The organism is Mucilaginibacter mali (assembly GCF_013283875.1).
In the GTDB taxonomy this organism is placed as follows: domain Bacteria; phylum Bacteroidota; class Bacteroidia; order Sphingobacteriales; family Sphingobacteriaceae; genus Mucilaginibacter; species Mucilaginibacter mali.
This window is the reverse complement of the sequence record NZ_CP054139.1, coordinates 1392521-1412226: the sequence shown is the minus strand read 5'-3', so window position 1 is coordinate 1412226 and position 19706 is coordinate 1392521. Positions and strand designations below refer to the sequence as shown.

Below are 19706 nucleotides of genomic sequence, written 5' to 3'. Positions count from 1 at the left end.
TATTTACACATCTGTAACATCTGCACATTTGCATATCCGCACATTTGCACATTAATTCATAACTTTGCCCATATGTCGCAAACAGAAACCATAGCTATGGTTAAAAAAATTTTCGAAGCTTACCTCGAAAATAAAAGCCTGAGGAAAACCCCCGAGCGCTTTGCCATTTTAGAAGAGATCTATTCGCGGAACGACCACTTTGATGTGGAATCGTTATACATCCACATGAAAAATAAAAAGTACCGGGTTAGCCGCGCCACGGTATATAATACGCTGGAATTGCTGGTATCGTGCGACCTGGTGACCAAACACCAGTTCGGTAAGAATATGGCCCAGTTCGAAAAATCGTACGGGTATAAACAGCACGACCATATCATTTGCATTGATTGCGGAAAGGTGGTTGAGTTTTGCGATCCGCGCATCCAGCAGATCCAAAGTATGATGGGCGGTTTGTTGAAATTCGACATCAAGCACCACTCGCTTAATCTTTATGGCAATTGTACTAAACTTAAAGAAGGTTTTTGTGACCGAAAAGTTTCCTGATCATGAATAAACCGATCTTAAGTAAACAGGCATTTTGGGATGTTGATATGGATAAGATCGACTATGAGAAGAATGCTCGCCACGTTGTTGAAAAGGTGATCGAGCGCGGTACAAATGATGACTTTATTAGCATATTAAAATTTTATGGCTTTGAGCATGTCAAACAGCTTGCCTTACAGGCGCTCTGGCTATCGGATATAAGCATAAGCTTTTGCTGCGCACTATTCAAAGTAAAACCTACCGACTTTAAATGTTACGAGAAGAAACAGTCGAACCGGCTACATTGGGACTTTTAAAGCAAATCATTTCATTGCCTGAAATGAAAGATTTCAGACTGGTTGGAGGTACTGCAATATCTCTACTATATGGCCACCGCAAATCGATAGATCTTGATCTTTTTACTGATAAGCAGATCGAACGTGATATAGTCGTCTCTACATTAGAAAACATCTTCGGGGACATTAAATCCCGGGATATAACAAGAAATATCATTCAATGTAACATCCAAAACGTGAAAGTCGACCTTGTTGCCATCAGAGACCCTTTCATATATCCAGTGCAAATATTAGACGGTATTCCCTTTCCTGATACGAGGGAATTGATCGCCTTAAAATTGAATGCTATTAAAGGCCGGGGGCGCAAAAAAGACTTTTGGGACATCGCTAAATTGTTAGAATTCTATTCTTTTGATAATCTTTTTGAATTTTATCATGATAGATATACTTATGATGATACCTTTGCGGTAATTAGATCAATGGCATACTTTAACGATGCGGAAGATGACATTGATCCTGATACATTAGATAAAATAACCTGGGTTGACGTGAAAAAGACGATCAGCAAAGGTTTGGAAGTTTACTATAAAAGAAAGATATAAATAAAATAAATGGCTGTTGACGTTTTATTAGGCCTGCAATGGGGCGACGAAGGTAAAGGAAAAATTGTTGATGTACTGGCTGCCGATTACGATCTGATCGCGCGTTTCCAGGGCGGCCCGAATGCCGGCCATACGCTGGAGTTTGACGGGCAGAAGTTTGTACTGAACACCATCCCCTCGGGTATATTTTTTGACAACACACTAAACCTGATAGGTAATGGCGTGGTGATAGACCCCATCACCCTAAAAAAAGAACTTGATAAACTGAAAGCCGCCGGGCACGACCTGCTGGCTAAAAAGAACCTGGTGATCGCCAAAAAAGCGCACCTGATATTGCCAACCCACCAATTGCTGGATGCCGCGTCGGAAAAAAAGATGGGCGACGGCAAGATCGGCTCTACCCTGAAAGGTATTGGCCCAACTTATATGGATAAGACCGGCCGTAATGGTTTGCGCATTGGCGATATTACCCTGCCCGATTTTAAAGAGCGCTACCAAAAACTGGTATCCAAGCATACATCTATGCTACAGGCTCTATACGGCGAAGTTGTTGATTTTGCCGAGCGCGAAGCGGCGTTCTTTGAAGCGTTGGACGTGATCAAACAATTCCCGCTGGTAGATTCGGAGCACTTTGTGAACGACTATATCCGCAAGGGCAAAAAAGTACTGGCCGAAGGCGCCCAGGGCGCTATGCTGGATATCGACTTTGGTTCGTACCCGTTTGTTACCTCATCAAACACTACCTCGGCAGGTGCCTGCACCGGTTTAGGTATAGCCCCAAGCCAAATTGGCGAGGTGATTGGCATATTTAAAGCTTATTGCACCCGCGTAGGCGGTGGCCCCTTCCCTACCGAACTGGATAACGAAACCGGCGAAGAACTACGCAAATTAGGCCATGAGTTTGGCGCTACTACCGGTCGCCCGCGTCGTACCGGCTGGATAGACCTGCCTGCTTTAAAATACGCGATTATGCTTAACGGCGTTACCCAACTGGTGATGACCAAGGCCGACGTATTAAGCGGTTTTGAAAAGATATACGCCTGTACCCATTACAATTACAATGGCGAGGTGATAGATTATATGCCATACGATATCTGCACCATTAGCCCTGAACCTGTTTTACAGGAGATAGAAGGCTGGAACGAAGATATCACCGGTATTACCCAACTGGACCAGATCCCGGCATCGTTGAATAACTACATGCTGTTTTTGAAAGAGCAATTAGGCGTTCCGGTAAAATACCTTTCGGTTGGGCCGGATAGGGTGCAGACCCTAGTGTTGCCAGTTTAGGAATATTTCAATTCAAAACATATCCCGTTAATGCCGGCATTAAAAGATATTACAACTTATCTCGCTGCTTTATCCGGAACTTTAGCTCCGCCTTGCAGTGTAATACTAATATTTATTACGCTCAGGTATCGTGCTTATACTAAAAGAAATATCATAGAAATAACAATTGCTATAATTCTTTCAGTTGTGGCTTATGTATATTTCACCCCACATGTACGATTTGTAATGATGGTATATAACATCGCTTTTATTATAGTTATAATCGCGATATGGGGATTTAGTAAGCTAATGAGCCTTTTCAGATGAAAACAAAAATGTCCACATTTAAAATGCGGACATTTTTGTTTTCATAACTTTACAGCCCGATGAATTTCATCTCCCCCGATATTACCGCATTCAAACAAAAAGCACTGCAATGGGCTTCAGGGTTCGGTGTGGCCTGTTATCTCGATTCGAATAACTTCAGCGACCCATACACTAATTTTGATGCGCTGATCGCGACTGGTGTTAAGCATGAACTGAAGGCGGATATCGGTTCGGCATTTGAGCAGTTAGAGCAGTACAGGTATGAGCATCCGGGTTGGATGACGGGCTTCTTTACCTACGATTTGAAGAATGAGATAGAACAGCTATCATCCAGTAATCCTGATCATCTGCACCTCCCCGGTCTGTATTTTTTTGTTCCTGAACATCTGATCATTATAAAAGGGGATGAGGTGATTATCACATCAGATGATTCGCAGAATATCCTGCAAGAGATAGAAAAGCAGGGAATACAGTTTTATCAAGGCTCTCCTGCTATTAACCTGCAACCACGCTTCAGCAGATCAGATTATGTAGATACAGTCAGGAAGATACAGGAACATATTGTTCGCGGCGATATCTACGTAAGCAACTTTTGTCAGGAGTTTTACGCAGACAATGCGGTGATAGACCCGCTGGATGTTTTTAACCGCTTAAACGCGCTATCGCCCAACCCCTTTGCTTGTTTTTTTAAGCATTATCAGCAATATATCATCTGCGCATCGCCCGAAAGGTTTTTAGCTAAACGGGGGAACAAACTCATCTCGCAACCCATTAAAGGCACGGCTAAAAGACAAGCTAATTACCAGCAGGACGAACTAATAAAACACCAACTACAAACCAACCAAAAAGAGCGGCAGGAGAACGTGATGGTAGTTGATCTGGTGCGTAATGATCTTACCCATTCGGCCAAGCCGGGTACGGTTAAAACCGAGGAGTTATTTGGCATATACAGCTTCAACCAGGTACATCAAATGATATCGACCGTGGTTTGCGAAAAGCAGGATAGCTTATCGGATGTACAGGCCATTAAAAACACGTTCCCCATGGGCAGCATGACGGGTGCACCAAAAATAAGTACCATGCAGCTAATGGAACAGTTTGAACGAAGCAGGCGGGGCGTGTATTCCGGTAGTGTGGGTTATTTCTCTCCGGATGGTAATTGCGATTTTAACGTAATTATCCGCACTTTATTGTACAATGCTAAAAATAAATATTTATCCCTGCATGTTGGCAGTGCTATCACTTATGATGCCGATGCAGAAATGGAGTATGAGGAGTGTTTGGTAAAAGCTTCGGCGATGTTTGAGGTATTGGGAATATTATGATCTTATTTAGCCCGTACTGGGTTCATACACTTCAGTTCTTTAATTTTTTCAAAATCGTCAGTGTTCCTGGTATATAACACCAAGTTATGAACAAGCGCGGTAGCTGCTATCAAACTGTCACCCAACTTGAGATTATATTGTTTGCGAACTTATATAGCTTTACCAAATATTGCTCGCGAAGGAGTTATGACCGGCACAACATCAAAAACATCGATAAAATATCTTTCTTCATCGGGTTTCAATTTATGATAACCAAGGACTTCTATCCTTGATATCTCAGAGATATAGACAGAATCATCTAAAATAATTTCACGCAAATATTGATACTCGTCTGAGTAGGAATAAATAATGATGTTACTATCTATTAAAAAAGCCATGTTCAGGAAAGAGGAAGTTCCCTGTCTTCGCGTTGTTGTCTTTGCCAATCGCTTGCATCACCAAACGAGGAACTGCCTTTGGCTTTGAAATTTAAGATGCGGTCTTTGATCTTATCCCGCGCTGTAGAACTATCTACCTCAGCATCTTTTTGAACAACGGCAACATCCAGCCTCTTTGCCAAGGCTATTATTTTAGCAAGGCTTTGCTCATTGTTCGATTTAAGGATCAATTCCATTTTATTGCGTTGTATAACAAAAATACAATAATTATAACTGGATTACAAAGCTGTACTATTAAACCTGCTCCCAGCCCTTACAATAACATCAGACCCATCGGCAAAAAATGCCGATTGGGGCTGGCGTGTTAACCACGGTTCAAAAGCCGGGTCGTACAACTTGGCTATAGGTGCTTCAAAAACCGCTTCGGTCACCTCGCCTGTTTGCCAGGTGATATGCTCAACCTGGTATTCGATGGTGGTATTTTCACTTACTTTATTGTATCCCCAATAATGTTCAAAGATAAACTCCTCGGCGCTGTCGGGTATGATGGGCTGACGGGTATTATTTACGGTAGCTTCAAGGCGGCACCATTGCCCTTTATATTTCCAGCCGTAATTGTAGCGGGTTTGGGAGTCATCAATGGGGATAATTTCATGCCGGGTTGGCATGGCCATGTAATGTTCGTTATAAAAAGTATTGGCTATGGCGGCTATCATGTATTTGGGTACTATCTCGCTGATAAATACAGCGCCACGCTTCCAACCTTTCCCATCAAAATAACGTACATAAAAACGTAGGTTGATCTCTTCAAAATTAACGTGGAATGGCCAGCGGACACCCATCATACGGGTATCCTGGAACAGAAAACCCACCATACTTACCAACGTTTTGCCCTGCCATGTATCCAATACGGTGCCGGGTGGTAGATACGGTTTTAATATATCCGGATCAACCTCATAATTCAGCATCAGGAGGTTGATCCATTTGGCCTTGAGGAATGTCCGTTTTTGCATAGGCATTTATAAACCTTTTAGCTTTCGCCTCTAACCTTTCAGCTTATCTACGATAATATTTCATCGCCTCAGGGATATGCGTACGGATATCGGCAATACGGGTGGCATCGGCCGGGTGCGTGCTTAAAAATTCGGGCGTGGTGTTTTTGCTTTGGGCAGCCATACGCTCCCAAAAGCCGACGGCATTATTAGGATCGTATCCGGCCATGGCCATAAAGGTTAAGCCAAGCCTGTCTGCTTCTGATTCCTGCGCGCGTGAGTAATGCAGTAACATTAAGCCACTGCTGGTGCCATATAGCTGATTAATGATGGCTTGCGTAGTGCTGCTTTGGTTGCTCGATGCTACCCCAACCAGCGCGCCGCCGGTTTGTGCCGCAAATTGCTGTGATATCCGCTCTGCCGAGTGGCGGGCAATGGCATGGCCGATCTCGTGCCCCATCACAGTGGCCAGGCCGGCATCATCTTTGGTTAAAGGCATAATGCCACTATAAACGGCTACCTTGCCACCGGGCATGCACCAGGCATTTATCTCTTTACTTTGTATCAGGTTAAACTCCCATTTAAAATCGTATTTGCCGGCATAGCCGTTATCGCTCAGGTATTTTTCTATCGCGGCTGCCAGTTGGTTACCTACGCGCCTCACACGCTGGGCATCAGCCGTACCGCTGATGACTTTTGTCTTGGGATCTGATAATAGCTGGGTATAGCTCTGCGCGGCCGATTGGTTAATTTGCCCGTCGCCAACCAAACTTAGCTGCTTTCGTCCGGTGAGCGGAACGGTGGCACAGCCAAAAAATATAAGTGAAGAAATTATTGCTAAGGTTATCCTGTAGTTTTTCATACGCTTGCTACTTTTTTCTTAAACAGGTTCACTTTCGATTCCCGTCCGTGCAGCAAGCGTTCTATATTTTTTTGATGAGTGACTAAGATCAGCACACAGATACACATGCCGTAGATCACCACCGAACGTACCGACACCGGGAAAACAAATGTAACCCCAATTAAATAAGTAAAACTGGCCACAATTGAACTCAACGACACGTATTTGGTGAGTAATAAGATCACAATAAACACAATTACGCAAAGCAACGCGGCTTGTAAATGCACGGCAAGTACCATACCAAAAAGTGTAGCCACGCCCTTGCCGCCCCTAAAACCTGCGAAAATCGGGAACAAATGGCCCATCACCGCGGTGATGCCCAAAGCCAGCTCGTAATTAGTAAATACCACCGAATGCGAATCCACCGCCGATGGCATGCCCAAAATACTCAGGTAGGCCAAATTGGTAGCCGTAAACCCTTTCAGTATATCTATAAGCATTACCGGGATACCGGCTTTTTTGCCTAGTACTCTAAAGGTGTTGGTAGCCCCCGCGTTGCCGCTGCCATATTCGCGTACGTCGACTTTGTAAAAGGCCTGCCCTATCCACACAGCTGTGGGGATGGAACCTAACAGGTACGCCAAAATCAGGGAAGTAATTGAGTAGATAGTTATCATCTCACCACAATTATACTAAAATGACAGATCAAATCCCGCTTTTATTTATTGTTTTATGGCCTTTAAGCTCATATCCAGGCTTTTTACCGAATGCGTCAACGAGCCCATCGATACGTAATCCACGCCGCACAGGGCGTACTCCAACACGTTATCAACGGTAATACCGCCCGATGCTTCGGTGATATACCGGCCCTCTATCATAGCCACCGCCTGCTTCAGCACATCAAACTTAAAGTTATCCAGCAAAATACGGTCAACACCGCCAACCTGCAGTACCTCTTCCAGTTCTTCCAGGTTACGCACTTCTATTTCTATGGCCAGTTTTTTGCCGGTATCCAATAAATATTGTTGCGCGTTGGTGATGGCATTAGCTATGCCGCCGGCATAATCTACGTGGTTGTCTTTGATCAGGATCATATCATACAACCCGAAGCGATGATTCACTCCTCCTCCTATCTTCACGGCCCATTTTTCCAAATAGCGCATTCCCGGAGTGGTTTTGCGGGTATCCAGCACACGGGTATTGGTGTTACGCAATATATCGGCTATTTCGTTGGTGGTAGTGGCAATGCCGCTCATACGCTGCATACAGTTTAGTACCAGGCGTTCGGCCACCAGGATACTTTGTACGCTGCCTTCCACCTCGAAAGCGATATCGCCGAACTTTACCTCGGCGCCATCATTTAGCGTTACGTTCACCTTTAACTGCGGGTCAATCTCACGGAAGATCTCCAGCGCCAACTCAACACCGGCCAGTATGCCGGTATCTTTAATGATCAGCCTGGCCTTACCTTGCGTTCCGGCCGGGATGGTTGACAGTGAAGTGTGGTCGCCATCGCCTACGTCTTCGGCAAGGGCATTTTTTATAAACTGATGGATAATATGCTGGTCCAAATCGTATATGTGTTTTGCCACAAAAGTAATAACATTTGGCATTTTTTTGTTTTCATGTTTTTTTCATCTTCAAACATCGAACGGAAATAACTCATTGCAGCCCAAATCACGGCCATCATGTTCACGCGAAGAAAAAAACTGAACAAAAAAACACGTTTTTTGAACAAAAATTGAACACGCAACACATTGACTTACAATTCAATATATGCGATTGTTCAATATTTCATTTTTTCTACTTTTTGGTTTTTTTGAGGGAACTGACATTTTTTCGCCACCATTTGTTATAAATATTATAGATACTTTGTGGCAAAAAGGCGCAATAGATAACCCAAACGCTAAACATAACGATCAATAATAATAAGGGCGTTGCCGGCGGGCGGGCTTTCGTACAAGTCCTCACCAAGCGGCGCGCATGCTCTTTCGGCTCCGGGCTTTCCCTCCAATCCCTTAAACAAAACCCCAACCTTCAGGGTTCTTATCCTGCTATGCGGCACGATATATGAAAACTAAAACCGGATTTTTAAAGATCGCCATCATAGGCGGCGGGCCAAGCGGCCTGTTTATGTTTAAACGCTTAGTAGATAGCGGCGTGCAGAACCTGGCTATCGATATATACGAACAGGGCGATTGCCTGGGCTGCGGCATGCCTTACAGCCGCGCCGGCGCCGCCGACGAACATATCACCAATGTATCGGGCAACGAGATACCGCAAATGGCTACCTCCGTGTCTGATTGGATCAAAACCGTCCCTAAGGATACACTGGATAAATACCATATCGACCCCGACCGTTTTAACGAGTACAAGGTATTGCCCCGCCTGCTGTTCGGCCAATACCTGTCCTATCAATTTAACTTATTACTTAAACAGGCCAAAGCGGCCGGACTTGAAACCAATATCCACTACAAAAGCCTGGTAGCCGACCTGATAGATCAACCCGAACAGGAAATGGTGAATGTATTAATGCCTGACGGCAGCGAAGCACTATACGACCGCGTGATTATCTGCACCGGTCACTTATGGCCTAAAAAGCACGAGGGTAAGGTACCCGGTTGGTTCGATTCGCCTTATCCACCAGAGAAAATCTCGCTATATGCCAACCACCCTGTAGCCATTCGCGGCGCATCGCTTACCGCTATCGACGCCGTACGTACTCTTGCCCGCCATAATGGTGAGTTTATAAAGGACAAGAAGGGCAAACTCTGTTTTCAGGTAAGTGCTGATAGTCCCAATTTCCGCATCGTCATGCACTCGCGCAACGGTTTACTGCCTGCGGTGCGCTTTCATTTGGAGGATACCCACCTGGGCAAGGATACGGTATTGGACGAAAAGGTGATCCGACGGCAAATGGAGCTTAACGACGGCTTCCTGCCGCTCGATTACGTGTTTGAATACAATTTTAAGGATGGTATCCGCGAGCATGATCCTGACTATTATCAAAAGATAAAGGACATGCGCATGGAGGATTTTGTGGCTTATACGATGAACAGCCGCGAGCAGCGCGATCCATTTGAATTACTAAAAGCCGAATATGCTGAAGCTGAACGGTCCATCAAACAAAAACGTTCGGTTTACTGGAAGGAGATGCTGGCCATCCTCAGCTTCGCGATGAATTACCCGGCCAAACATTTTTCTGCCGAAGATATGCTGTGTCTGCAGGAAACATTGATGCCGTTGATCTCGGTAGTTATTGCCTTTGTGCCCCAAAGTTCGGCAGAAATGCTGATGGCCCTGCATGATGCCGGCCGCCTTAGCATGGTGACCGTTGGCGAGGATAGCGAGGTGATCCCGGACGAAAACGGCGGCGCTACCTACAGTTACACCGAAGATGGCCAACAGCATAAAGATCATTATCCTGTGTTTGTGGATAGTATTGGCCAGCCGCATTTGGTTTTTAACCAGCTTCCGTTTCCCGGTTTGCGGGAGTGGCATACGATAAGCCCGGCCCGGCTGCGCTTCCATGACCAAAAATACGGACAGGAATTACTGGCACAAGGCGATAAAAATATAGTAGCACTAAACGGAGTAACTTATCTAACCGTGCCGGGCCTGGCCATTAACGATCACTTCCAGCCCCTGGATAGCTACAACGCACTGAATGACAGGCTGTACATTATGGCTGTGCCTTTTATTGGCGGTTATAACCCCGACTATTCGGGCCTTGATTTTTGCGAAGCGGCCTCGAAAATAATTTTAGGCAGCCTGCTTGGCACAATGCTTGCCCCCGATTAGGTACATCAAAATTTAAAAACCTATGGCAACTACAGAAAAATCAATCGACACATTGAACGACCTGATCGAGATCAACAACGACCGCGTAGCTGGCTTTGAAAAAGTGATAGCCGATATTAAGGACGAGAATATCGACCTGAAGGAACTATTTCAGGATTATAGCGCGCAAAGCCGTGAGTTTAGCCAAAAACTGACCGCTATAGTAGCTGCTAACGGCGGCGATGCGGAGACAGGAAATAGCGCAAGCGGCAGCCTGCACCGTGCCTGGATAGACGTTAAAGCATTATTTGGCGGCAGCGACCGTGAAAGCATTTTAAGCGAAGCCGAACGTGGCGAGGATGCCATTAAAAAAGCTTACCGCGATGCCCTGAGCAGCGGCGAACTAAGCGCCGATGCTTATGAAACAGTAACCGCGCAGGCGCAGGACATTAACGCCGCGCACGATCGTATCAAAGCGTTGCGTGATGCCGCGTAAATTGAACATTTTTCAGTAAAAGCCGCCCGTAAAAAAGGCGGCTTTTACTATTTTTATACCTAATGCCCTTTAATAATAACTTGTCATGCTGAGTAATATAATCCCGGCGGCCTCTAATGGTTTTTATGACATGCCGATGAAAGTCCCCTCTAAATCTCCCCCAAAGGGGGAGACTTTGGAACCCTCTCCTCTGGAGAGGGTAGGGTGAGGCTTCAGCGGAAAAACATACATGTCATGGGTAACTTGTTTCAGCACCCCATCAAACAGGTATAACACATGCAAAGTTTAAACAATGCAAATGGGATCCCGAAACAAGTTCGGGATGACAGATTGCCGGCAGATAATTATTTTTAACCTATGAAAAGCCAATACCTGTTCATGGTGCTGCTGGGATCAAAAGCACCCGCCCGCAATACAGAGCAGCACGATTTCTTCTTCGGTATAGCAAGCGAGCTACGCCACCTGGTGCCAGCGATGCGCAACTTTTGGCCCGAGGCAGGCAACAGCCTGCATATTGACGGTTGGCGGCGGATAACCCATATTGATGGGTACCGAGTTGAGGTGATGCCAAAAGACGCGGCGAATACGGCTACAGAGCGCCTCTTCTTCATCAACCTTGGCGGGTATACATCAGGCAAACTGGAGGAGCAACACTACACCTTACTTACCGTGCAAAACGACCGCCTGTCGGCCCTGTCGGCATCAAAACTTACCGCCTTTTTCAAAACCGCCACCATTGCCAAAGTAAAAGGTGCCAATGCCCACATCGACGAAAAGTACGGTATTGATGTGGATGAGATCTACCGCGTTGATGACCTGCTAAGCGATGCCGATAAGGCCGCTTATCATATTGCGCTTTCGCCTGATGTTGATTTACCCGATGATGAGATACACCTGGGTTATTTGCAATTGCATAAGCTTTAAAGTTTCGGGGATTGTTGCCGGAATCATTATTGGTTTGTCTCCAACAACGACTTCAAACCAATTTGTCATACGAACGAACTTGAGTGGGGACAAGCCTTTGAGTGAGGAGAAATTATACGCCAAGACTATCGCGCGCATAAGATTTCTCACTATCGTTCGAAATGACAAGCGGCAGGAGTGGCAGGGGTGTAAATCTAATCAAGCATCGTATTGGCGGCTGCCTTAGTGATATTCTTGGGTACGCCGGTCTTTTTTGTAAGCGCGTTGGCGGCAACATCTTTGCCCTTTTCCTTTATGGCGCTTTTCATTTTGCCGCGCAGGGTTGTGCCGCTTTCGGTTAAGAATAGATAAGCCAGTCCGCCAGCAATGGCAGCGCCTAAGGCAATGGCTCCTATCAACAGGCTTCTATCCTGTTTTTCGTAAGTGTTTTTCATACAGAAATAACCCACTCAAGCTGAATGTGTTTAAGAAGATTAAACCTATTGGTGGTAATTTAACATAAATGTGTAAAGCCACATATTTGTGGCTCCTGTGTTACCTGTAAATCCGGCCTTCATATCGGGAGACACGAAGTGTCGTGCCTCTACATAAAATGTCCTCACCTGGTATCCGGCTGAATACCGCTCATGTTGGATAGCTTGTGCTCGTTTAAAAATATGGGGATACTATCATTACGCCTGAAATCATTACGCGAAAGCAGGCCGTAATAATAAGTAATGATCTTTGATGAGGGCGATTCGGGATCCCTAAGGATAGCCTGCTCGTAAATGGCCTTTACTTCGGGCGAAAGCGTTTCGCTAAAACCCTCAAATACGGGCGAATTATCCATGCCGGTAAGCAAGGTTTCCAGGTAGGTGGTATAATAGTTTTCAGCTTCGTTACGGTATACCGATGTAGGGTACGTCTTCATATATTTTTCCCAGCGCTTAACCCTTTGATATAACTGCCTGTAGCTGATCAGCAGCCCGGCATCTTCCGAAAAGCCCTGCGCCAGCTCCACCCGCCTGATATTGAGGTATTCCTTCACCCCTGCCGATACGCGGTTCTTAAAATTGGTATAAAAGTAATCGGGCAACACATCCAAATAACAATTCCCCTCGGTTTGGAAAATGCCGATACCGCAAGTCTTCAGGTTGTTTTTAAAGATCCTAAGTTTTGCCGATTGGGGTTCGCCATCATACAGCTTTACCATAGCCGCGTAGCGGGTCTCCAGCTTGCTACTGATAAAATTAGTGATCTTAAAAAACTTTACGTTAAATAACAGAACTACAGAATCGCGCCCGGCCATGTCTGATGGCAGGCATGTTTTAATATAATCCATTGCGTAAGGGATCGAGGCGGCGTCATCGTCCTTTAACCCGTTCAGGTATTCCTTAAACGATTCGAAGTCGCCATCTACTCCACGCAGGTTTTGATGATTTTTAGCCACGAGCGCCTTTACATTACCAGCCTGTAACAGATCAGCAGCGGGAAGATTGGGCATTTCGGTTTTATTTCCGCAGGAACTGCAACCGGTAAGCAGGATAAGGGTGAGCAGGCAGAGGTATTTCATGGGGTAATTTTTCCGATGGTATGGTGGTACAAGTTAGCGGAATGCGATTAGATAAGCAAATGTCTAATGACTGCTTATTCTGGCAAACGTTCAAAATTGATTACAGAACCACGATACTTCGTGTCTCCCGCCATGCCAAACAAAAAGAGACACGAAGTATCGTGTCTCTGCAGGGTTAATCCTTATATGTCGCCGCGTACAACTTCACCACCTCGTTCAACACCCTTAAGGGCTGCATTTTAAAACTGGCGTAATCGCTGGAGTTGGTTTGCACGGCTATGCAAATTTTGTATTTGGGAAAATAGCACATCTCGGTCATATATCCCGGAAAGAAGCCGCTGTGTCCATAAGAAACACCAAAGTCGGGCGACTGCCTGATGATAACGCCAAGACCATAATTGGTGTTACGGCCCAGCATCCGGGCCGGTACGCCGTCTTCCATTATGGGTAGCATCGCCGGGTCGAACACCCTGCCCTCGTAGAGCATTTTGCCCCATTTGGCAAGGTCGGCCGTGGTGGCGTAAACGCCGCCGCCGGTCCATTCAAATTGTGGATTGATGATAAACTCGCCGTTGGGCGCTATCACCTCGCTTTGGTGACCAAAATCGTTATTCTTGCCGGCATAGCCTTGTATCAGGCCTTTCAGTTTCCGCTTGTCCGATGGCAGGGTTTCCGTCAGATGAAAGGGTTTCAGGATGCGGTCGCGCAGCATATCGTAATAGGCTTTGCCGCTAACCTGCTCCATGATCATAGCCAGTACGATGTAATTGGTATCAGCATAATCCCAGCCCTGCCCGGCTTTAAAGGGCGCCTTTTCGTCAAACACATAGGCCAAAAGTTCCTCGGGCTTCCAAATCTTGGCGGGGTTAGCGGTCAGGTCGTTGGTAAAGGCTGGCTTAAATTCGTAGCGCATAATGCCGCTGGTATGCTGCATCAGCATTTTTATGGTGATATCTGCAGCATTGGGCAGCCGGTTGAACCAGCTGTAATGCCCCAGGTATTTGGACACCTTATCGTCCAGGCTAAATTTGCCCTCCTTTATCAACTGCATGGCAATGGCCGATACGTAGGTTTTTCCAACGCTGCCCTCCATCATCCGGTCGTCGGTTTTCATGGGTTGATGCTTAACCGAATCGGCCATACCCGATGCTACGGCTACCATTTTATCATCCGGAAAAACAACCGCCACCGATAAGCCCGGGAAATGTCCCGCCGCGCAAAGCGAATCGACCCTGGCCTGCAGATTTTGCTTAAACGCCGCCTGCTGGGCAAAGGTGTGCAACGACCATAAAAGGCAGATAAGTGCCGTTACGATTCCGCTTTTGATTCTGTTGTTAGCCATAACGATCTGCTTTCGGTTAATACTGATACTGCCCTGCTTTCACCTCGTGCACGGTATAATTTGCCCCGGTGTTATCCGGCACGCTGATTGTAGCCGTGGTATTTTCGGGCACGGTAACACTCATGCTAAACTTGCCGTTTTCGTTATGCCACTCCACTTTGATATCGCCATGCTGCGTTTTAAACGATGCCTTGCAATAAGTCATATCCCCGCCCGGATGTGGCTTGATGATGATATGCTTATATCCCGGCTGATCAGGATCTGTATCTATACCTGCAATAGTGCGGTACATCCAATCGCCGATGGCGCCATAAGCATAGTGATTAAACGAGTTCATCCGGCTGGATTGGAAGGTACCGTCGGCCTTGATGCCGTCCCAACGCTCCCATACGGTGGTGGCGCCCATTTTTATAGGGTACAGCCAGCCCGGGTAAGTGGGTTGCAGCAGCAGTTGGTAAGCAACATCGGTGTAGCCAAAGCGGGTTAGTACATGGCACAAATAAGGCGTGCCTAAAAAGCCGGTGGTTAAGTGGTTATTATAACGCTTAATGTTATCCACCAGGTATTTGGCAGCTTGCGCACGCCTGTCTTCGGGCAACATATCAAACTGCAAGGCCAGCACGTAGGCGGTTTGGGTATTGCTCATCAGGCGACCGCCGCCGGTAACGTACTCTTTATTGTAAGCGGCTTTAATATCGTTTAGCAATTGCTGGTATCTGGCAACGTCTTCGGTTTTACCCAATACTTTGGCGGCGTTGATAACCAGTTGGGTTGAGTAAGCATAGAAACATTGCGCTATCTCGTATTTATCAGTGATCGCGTCCGAACCGTCATCGTTTGGCGAGTGATAGCTTAACCAGTCGCCGTAGTGGTTGCCTTTGTTCCACAGGTTATTGGTGCTATTTTTGGTCATAAACCCAATCCAGTTTACCATAGTTGGGTATTGGGTGGCCAGCAGCGCCTTATCGCCATAAACCAAATACATATTCCACGGTATAATCGTCGCCACATCTGCCCAGCCTGCCGAGCCGCCCGAACCGTTCAGGATATCGGGCACCACATGCGGAATAGCACCATCAGCACGTTGCGATACCGCCACATCGGCCATCCACTTGGTGAAGAAGCGCTTCACATCGTAATTATAAGCTGCCGTGCGAAAGAACACCTGCGCGTCGCCGGTCCAGCCCAGGCGCTCATCACGCTGAGGGCAATCGGTAGGTACATCTAAAAAGTTCCCCTTCTGTCCCCATTGTATATTGTGCTGCAACTGGTTGATCATCGGGTTCGAGCATTCGAAGGTACCCGTCGGCGCCATGTTCGAGTACAGTGCAACAGCCGTAAAATCATCGGGATTAATAGCACCCGGGTAACCATCAACCTGTATATATCTAAAGCCGAAGTAAGTAAAATGCGGCTCGAAGGTCTCCTCGCCGTTACCGGCCAAAATATAAGTAGCGGTGGCTTTGGCCGCGCGCAGGTTTTCGGTATAGAAATTGCCGTCCTTATCCAGCACCTCGGCGTGCTTAATGCTTATTTTGGTACCGGCCGTGCCGCGGGCTTTTACTATTACCCAGCCAACCAGGTTTTGGCCAAAATCCAGCACTTTTTCGCCTTTAGGTGTGGTGATCACTTTTATAGGTTTAAAGGTTTCGTGCCTGGTAACCAGCGTGCCTTGCGTAGGCAGCAGCAGATCGTACCCGTAATTGGCTGTTGTAACGGCACTCCAGTTGGTAGGTTGCACACGTGCGTCGATGGTTTCGCCGGCGTTGATCTCGGACATGCGGATCGGCCCCGAAGCGCTTTGCCAGTCGTTATCGGTTGTAAAAATAGCGGTTTTACCGTTTTTGTATTTCACCTCCAGTTGGCAAAGCAGCCCCAGGTGTTTGCCGTACCTGTCTCGCGCGGCGTTGAAGCCGAAGTTGCCGCGATACCAACCGTCGCCAACGGTGACGTTAATGGTGTTGTTGCCTTGGGTAAGAAGACTGGTAACATCGTACTGCTGGTATTGCAGGCGCTTTTTGTATTCGGTCCAGCCTGGTGTAAAATAGGCATCGCCTACACGTTTGCCGTTCAGTTGGGCCTCGTACAGGCCGTGGCAGGTAATGTATAAGGTGGCCGAAACAGGCTTTTGATCGGCTTTAAACGTTTTACGAAAATATTGCGCCGCCCGCTCGGGGCCGTTGGTGGTATCGGCGGGTTCTATCCATTTCGCCTGCCATTTAACACCGGTTTGGGCATGGGCGGTTATCGATTTTAAAAATAGCGCAGCTAATAGCACATATAGTTTTCTCATGCGAATGCGGTTTTGATCAGTTTTGTATTGGTTTAGCCAAGTTAATAAAAGTGGGGAGAAAAACTATCCTTGGCTGTCTGTTGAGGAAAAGCAATTGTAGTAGAGACACGATACTTCGTGTCTCTTTATCATTATTCAAATCTGATTGCATAGTGAGAGACACGAAGTATCGTGTCTCTACGGTTTGTAACTACCCCTTCTTATCCGTCTCTACCTTTATCTCATTCAACAGAAACTTCCCATCCACCTGCTTCAGCGATATGGAAGTGCGATAAGTGCCATTAGCCGTAACCAGTTGCAGCACGGCGTAACGGATGATGGGATTAGAGTTTACGCGGTGCACGATCTGCATACTTTTTACCGGGTTGGCTTTAAAAAAGTTTTGCAGCACCACCTCTGCCTGGGCGGCAGAGTAGATATTTTCTTCGTTAAGGATGGTAATTTCAACCGTCGGCGCGAACATTTCGGCCAGTTTATGGATGTTGTTGGCTTTGATCAGGTCGGCCGCGTTATCTATTGGGCCAGGGGCGGTGTGGCCTATGGGCATGATATACAGCAGCATAATAAACAACCTGGTCATCATAACAGGATCGGTCTAAAAAGATTATTCGGTTTCTTGTCGTACTTTTCGTTAAGCCATGAAAATAGACAAATAAATTAACTTTACTATACAACGTTGCTTTTATATTTGCATTGTGGAACAACAAAAAAAACTTGCACTAATTATACTGGACGGCTGGGGATACGGCCGCCAGGACAAATCGAACGCTATATTTAACGCTAAAACGCCTTTCTTTAACAGCATGCTGGCCAAATACCCCAACTCCAAACTGGAGGCATCGGGAATGGCCGTTGGTTTACCCGACGGGCAGATGGGCAACTCGGAAGTAGGCCACATGAACCTGGGCGCGGGCCGCGTGGTTTACCAGGAGCTGGGCCGAATCCATAAAGCTGTTGAAGATAAGGAGTTTAGCACAAACGAGGTAATACAAAACGCCTTTGCCTACGCTAAGGAAAACAATAAAGATGTACACTTCATCGGGCTGGTGTCCGATGGTGGTGTGCACTCGCATATTAAACACGTAAAGGGTTTGTGCGATGCCGCTACCGAGTTTGGCCTGCAAAAGGTGTTTATTCATGCCTTTTTAGATGGTCGCGACACCGACCCTAATTCGGGCATTGGCTTCATGACCGATTTGGAAAGCCATATCAGCAATACGCGGGTTAAAGTAGCGTCGGCAATTGGCCGTTACTTTGCTATGGACCGTGATAATCGTTGGGAACGTGTTAAAAAAGCGTACGATCTGCTGGTGAACGGTACCGGCAAACCGACCGAAAACCTGCTGACCGCTATCAGCGAATCATACTCAGCCGGTGTAACCGACGAGTTTGTAGAACCGATTGTTAAAACCGACAGTAACGGACAGCCGCTGGCCGTTATTAAAGATGGCGATGTGGTATTGTGCTTCAACTTCCGCACCGACCGTGGCCGCGAGATCACCGTGGCACTTACCCAAAAGGCTTTCCCTGAGCAGAATATGCACCCGCTAAACCTGCGCTATATCACCATGACCACCTACGATGAAACGTTCAACGGTGTGCAGGTGGTTTTCCGCAAGGATGACCTGGTGAAAACCATTGGCGAGATCTTGCAGGATGCCGGCAGAACGCAGATCCGTATTGCCGAGACCGAGAAGTATCCGCATGTAACGTTCTTCTTCTCGGGTGGCCGCGAAAAGGAATTTGAGAATGAAAAGCGCCTGTTGGTGCCATCGCCAAAAGTGGCTACTTATGACTTGCAGCCCGAAATGAGCGCCGAGGGCATCCGCGACGCGATATTACCCGAATTGGAAAGCCGCTGGGCCGATTTCATCTGCCTTAACTTTGCCAATACCGATATGGTGGGCCACACCGGCGTTTTCGAAGCCGTAGTAAAAGCTGCTGAAACCGTTGACGCCTGCACACAGCAAGTGGTAGAAACCGGCCTGAAGAACGGCTACTCGTTCATCATCATTGCCGACCATGGTAATGCCGATTACATGATCAACGAAGATGGTTCGCCAAACACGGCGCATACCACCAACCTGGTGCCCTGTATTGTGATTGATAAGGATGTTACCGCCGTTAAGGATGGCAAGCTTGGAGATATCGCGCCGACCGTATTAAATATACTGGGCGTGGCTATCCCGGCAGAAATGACTGGAGATGTATTGGTATAAGCAACCTTTAAAGCATAAGAATTTTTATACAGCGATAGCCCTCGGGGCTATTGCTGCTTTTATCGCGTCGTGCAGGCCCGAGATAAAGGAAACTAAGGCCGAGCAGAAGTACTTCGATCTCAAAGGCTACTTCCGTGCCTATTCGGCGCGGTTAAGTATTAAGCATCCGTTGATCACCAAAACGGTAATGCACAATGGCGAATCGCAAACCAAAAAGGTTTATATTGATAACTGGGGCCGCGAGTTTGAATTGTTCGAAAATTCGGACATCAATAAACCAGCCTGGCGCGATAGTTACGAAACTCGATCGGCCAACGATCAGACAATTTATCAATCAAAGGACCCGGATCTGAAAACGACCAGGATCGTCATCAAGAAAACTGGCGATAGGGTAAACTACATCCTTATTTATAACCACACCAAAAACCTGCTGTATGAAAATGTGGAGAAGCTTAGCTATTTCCCTGATTCAGCCTACCAGATAGATCGCACGCAGACTGTTCGCCTGTTAGGCAAAAACGTGTATTCGGTAAAGGGGGTGTTTTAAAT

Annotated in this window: 22 protein-coding genes; 10 read left to right on the top strand and 12 right to left on the bottom strand. The window is 46.7% G+C overall.

Features of this window, described 5'->3' with window-relative positions; genetic code table 11:
* Positions 1–72 precede the first annotated feature (72 nt).
* The 5 genes from HQ865_RS06155 (at position 73) to HQ865_RS06135 (ending at position 4341) form a co-directional block, all read left to right on the top strand.
* Positions 73–543 carry a Fur family transcriptional regulator gene (locus HQ865_RS06155; RefSeq protein WP_173414050.1) on the top strand — a complete coding sequence of 157 codons (471 nt, stop codon included), beginning with the start codon at positions 73–75 and terminating at the stop codon, positions 541–543.
* Between the two features lie 2 nt (positions 544–545).
* Complete coding sequence (locus HQ865_RS06150; protein WP_173414049.1) at positions 546–839, top strand: DUF6922 domain-containing protein; 294 nt, start codon at positions 546–548, stop codon at positions 837–839.
* Positions 794–1420 carry a nucleotidyl transferase AbiEii/AbiGii toxin family protein gene (locus HQ865_RS06145; RefSeq protein WP_173414048.1) on the top strand — a complete coding sequence of 209 codons (627 nt, stop codon included), beginning with the start codon at positions 794–796 and terminating at the stop codon, positions 1418–1420. The genes HQ865_RS06150 and HQ865_RS06145 overlap by 46 nt, the downstream gene beginning before the upstream one ends.
* 9 nt (positions 1421–1429) lie before the next feature.
* Positions 1430–2710: an adenylosuccinate synthase gene (locus HQ865_RS06140; RefSeq protein ID WP_173414047.1), complete on the top strand. Its 1281-nt coding sequence runs from the start codon at positions 1430–1432 to the stop codon at positions 2708–2710.
* A gap of 365 nt (positions 2711–3075) precedes the next feature.
* Positions 3076–4341 carry an anthranilate synthase component I family protein gene (locus HQ865_RS06135; RefSeq protein WP_173414046.1) on the top strand — a complete coding sequence of 422 codons (1266 nt, stop codon included), beginning with the start codon at positions 3076–3078 and terminating at the stop codon, positions 4339–4341.
* A gap of 2 nt (positions 4342–4343) precedes the next feature.
* Here the strand turns inward: HQ865_RS06135 and HQ865_RS26110 are convergent, their stop codons facing one another.
* Genes HQ865_RS26110 through nadC form a run of 7 tightly spaced genes read right to left on the bottom strand, consistent with a single transcriptional unit; the run spans position 4344 to position 8122 of the window.
* Positions 4344–4454, bottom strand: coding sequence for a PIN domain-containing protein (locus tag HQ865_RS26110; RefSeq protein ID WP_173414045.1), 111 nt, complete (start codon positions 4452–4454; stop codon positions 4344–4346).
* Positions 4455–4490: 36 nt separating this feature from the next.
* Positions 4491–4718 carry a PIN domain-containing protein gene (locus HQ865_RS06125; protein ID WP_173414044.1) on the bottom strand — a complete coding sequence of 76 codons (228 nt, stop codon included), beginning with the start codon at positions 4716–4718 and terminating at the stop codon, positions 4491–4493.
* A 2-nt stretch (positions 4719–4720) separates the two neighbouring features.
* Positions 4721–4954, bottom strand: coding sequence for a hypothetical protein (locus HQ865_RS06120; protein ID WP_173414043.1), 234 nt, complete (start codon positions 4952–4954; stop codon positions 4721–4723).
* Positions 4955–4996: 42 nt separating this feature from the next.
* Positions 4997–5731, bottom strand: a complete 735-nt coding sequence (locus HQ865_RS06115) for a YqjF family protein (RefSeq protein ID WP_173414042.1) — start codon at positions 5729–5731, stop codon at positions 4997–4999.
* Between the two features lie 43 nt (positions 5732–5774).
* The gene (locus HQ865_RS06110; RefSeq protein WP_173414041.1) at positions 5775–6572 is read right to left on the bottom strand and encodes a M48 family metallopeptidase; all 798 of its coding nucleotides are present in this window, start codon (positions 6570–6572) and stop codon (positions 5775–5777) included.
* On the bottom strand, positions 6569–7228 hold the full coding sequence (gene plsY, locus HQ865_RS06105; protein ID WP_173414040.1) for a glycerol-3-phosphate 1-O-acyltransferase PlsY: 660 nt from the start codon (positions 7226–7228) through the stop codon (positions 6569–6571). The genes HQ865_RS06110 and plsY overlap by 4 nt, the downstream gene beginning before the upstream one ends.
* 45 nt (positions 7229–7273) lie before the next feature.
* The gene (gene nadC / locus HQ865_RS06100; RefSeq protein ID WP_237073803.1) at positions 7274–8122 is read right to left on the bottom strand and encodes a carboxylating nicotinate-nucleotide diphosphorylase; all 849 of its coding nucleotides are present in this window, start codon (positions 8120–8122) and stop codon (positions 7274–7276) included.
* Positions 8123–8621: 499 nt separating this feature from the next.
* Here nadC and HQ865_RS06095 point away from each other — a divergent pair, with 499 nt between their 5' ends.
* The 3 genes from HQ865_RS06095 (at position 8622) to HQ865_RS06085 (ending at position 11751) form a co-directional block, all read left to right on the top strand.
* On the top strand, positions 8622–10352 hold the full coding sequence (locus HQ865_RS06095; protein ID WP_173414038.1) for an FAD/NAD(P)-binding protein: 1731 nt from the start codon (positions 8622–8624) through the stop codon (positions 10350–10352).
* A gap of 22 nt (positions 10353–10374) precedes the next feature.
* On the top strand, positions 10375–10827 hold the full coding sequence (locus HQ865_RS06090) for a ferritin-like domain-containing protein (protein ID WP_173414037.1): 453 nt from the start codon (positions 10375–10377) through the stop codon (positions 10825–10827).
* Between the two features lie 357 nt (positions 10828–11184).
* Positions 11185–11751 carry a DUF1543 domain-containing protein gene (locus tag HQ865_RS06085; protein WP_173414036.1) on the top strand — a complete coding sequence of 189 codons (567 nt, stop codon included), beginning with the start codon at positions 11185–11187 and terminating at the stop codon, positions 11749–11751.
* Positions 11752–11945: 194 nt separating this feature from the next.
* On the opposite strand, the gene HQ865_RS06080 is transcribed toward HQ865_RS06085, so the two are convergent.
* The 5 genes from HQ865_RS06080 to HQ865_RS06060 form a co-directional block, all read right to left on the bottom strand.
* Positions 11946–12185, bottom strand: a complete 240-nt coding sequence (locus HQ865_RS06080) for a hypothetical protein (protein WP_173414035.1) — start codon at positions 12183–12185, stop codon at positions 11946–11948.
* Between the two features lie 164 nt (positions 12186–12349).
* Positions 12350–13303, bottom strand: a complete 954-nt coding sequence (locus HQ865_RS06075; protein ID WP_173414034.1) for a hypothetical protein — start codon at positions 13301–13303, stop codon at positions 12350–12352.
* A gap of 175 nt (positions 13304–13478) precedes the next feature.
* A complete protein-coding gene (locus HQ865_RS06070; RefSeq protein WP_173414033.1) occupies positions 13479–14645 on the bottom strand; it encodes a serine hydrolase domain-containing protein in 1167 nt (388 codons plus the stop codon).
* Between the two features lie 16 nt (positions 14646–14661).
* Positions 14662–16938 carry a family 78 glycoside hydrolase catalytic domain gene (locus HQ865_RS06065; protein ID WP_173414032.1) on the bottom strand — a complete coding sequence of 759 codons (2277 nt, stop codon included), beginning with the start codon at positions 16936–16938 and terminating at the stop codon, positions 14662–14664.
* A 190-nt stretch (positions 16939–17128) separates the two neighbouring features.
* Positions 17129–17521, bottom strand: a complete 393-nt coding sequence (locus HQ865_RS06060) for a DUF4783 domain-containing protein (protein WP_173414031.1) — start codon at positions 17519–17521, stop codon at positions 17129–17131.
* Between the two features lie 109 nt (positions 17522–17630).
* On the opposite strand from HQ865_RS06060, the gene gpmI reads away from it, so the two are divergent.
* Together gpmI and HQ865_RS06050 are read left to right on the top strand one after the other, a co-directional pair.
* Positions 17631–19157, top strand: coding sequence for a 2,3-bisphosphoglycerate-independent phosphoglycerate mutase (gpmI, locus tag HQ865_RS06055; protein WP_394353374.1), 1527 nt, complete (start codon positions 17631–17633; stop codon positions 19155–19157).
* Entirely contained in the window at positions 19144–19704 is a 561-nt protein-coding gene (locus HQ865_RS06050) for a hypothetical protein (RefSeq protein ID WP_173414029.1), read from the top strand. Before gpmI ends, HQ865_RS06050 begins: the two co-directional genes overlap by 14 nt.
* Positions 19705–19706: the final 2 nt, after the last annotated feature.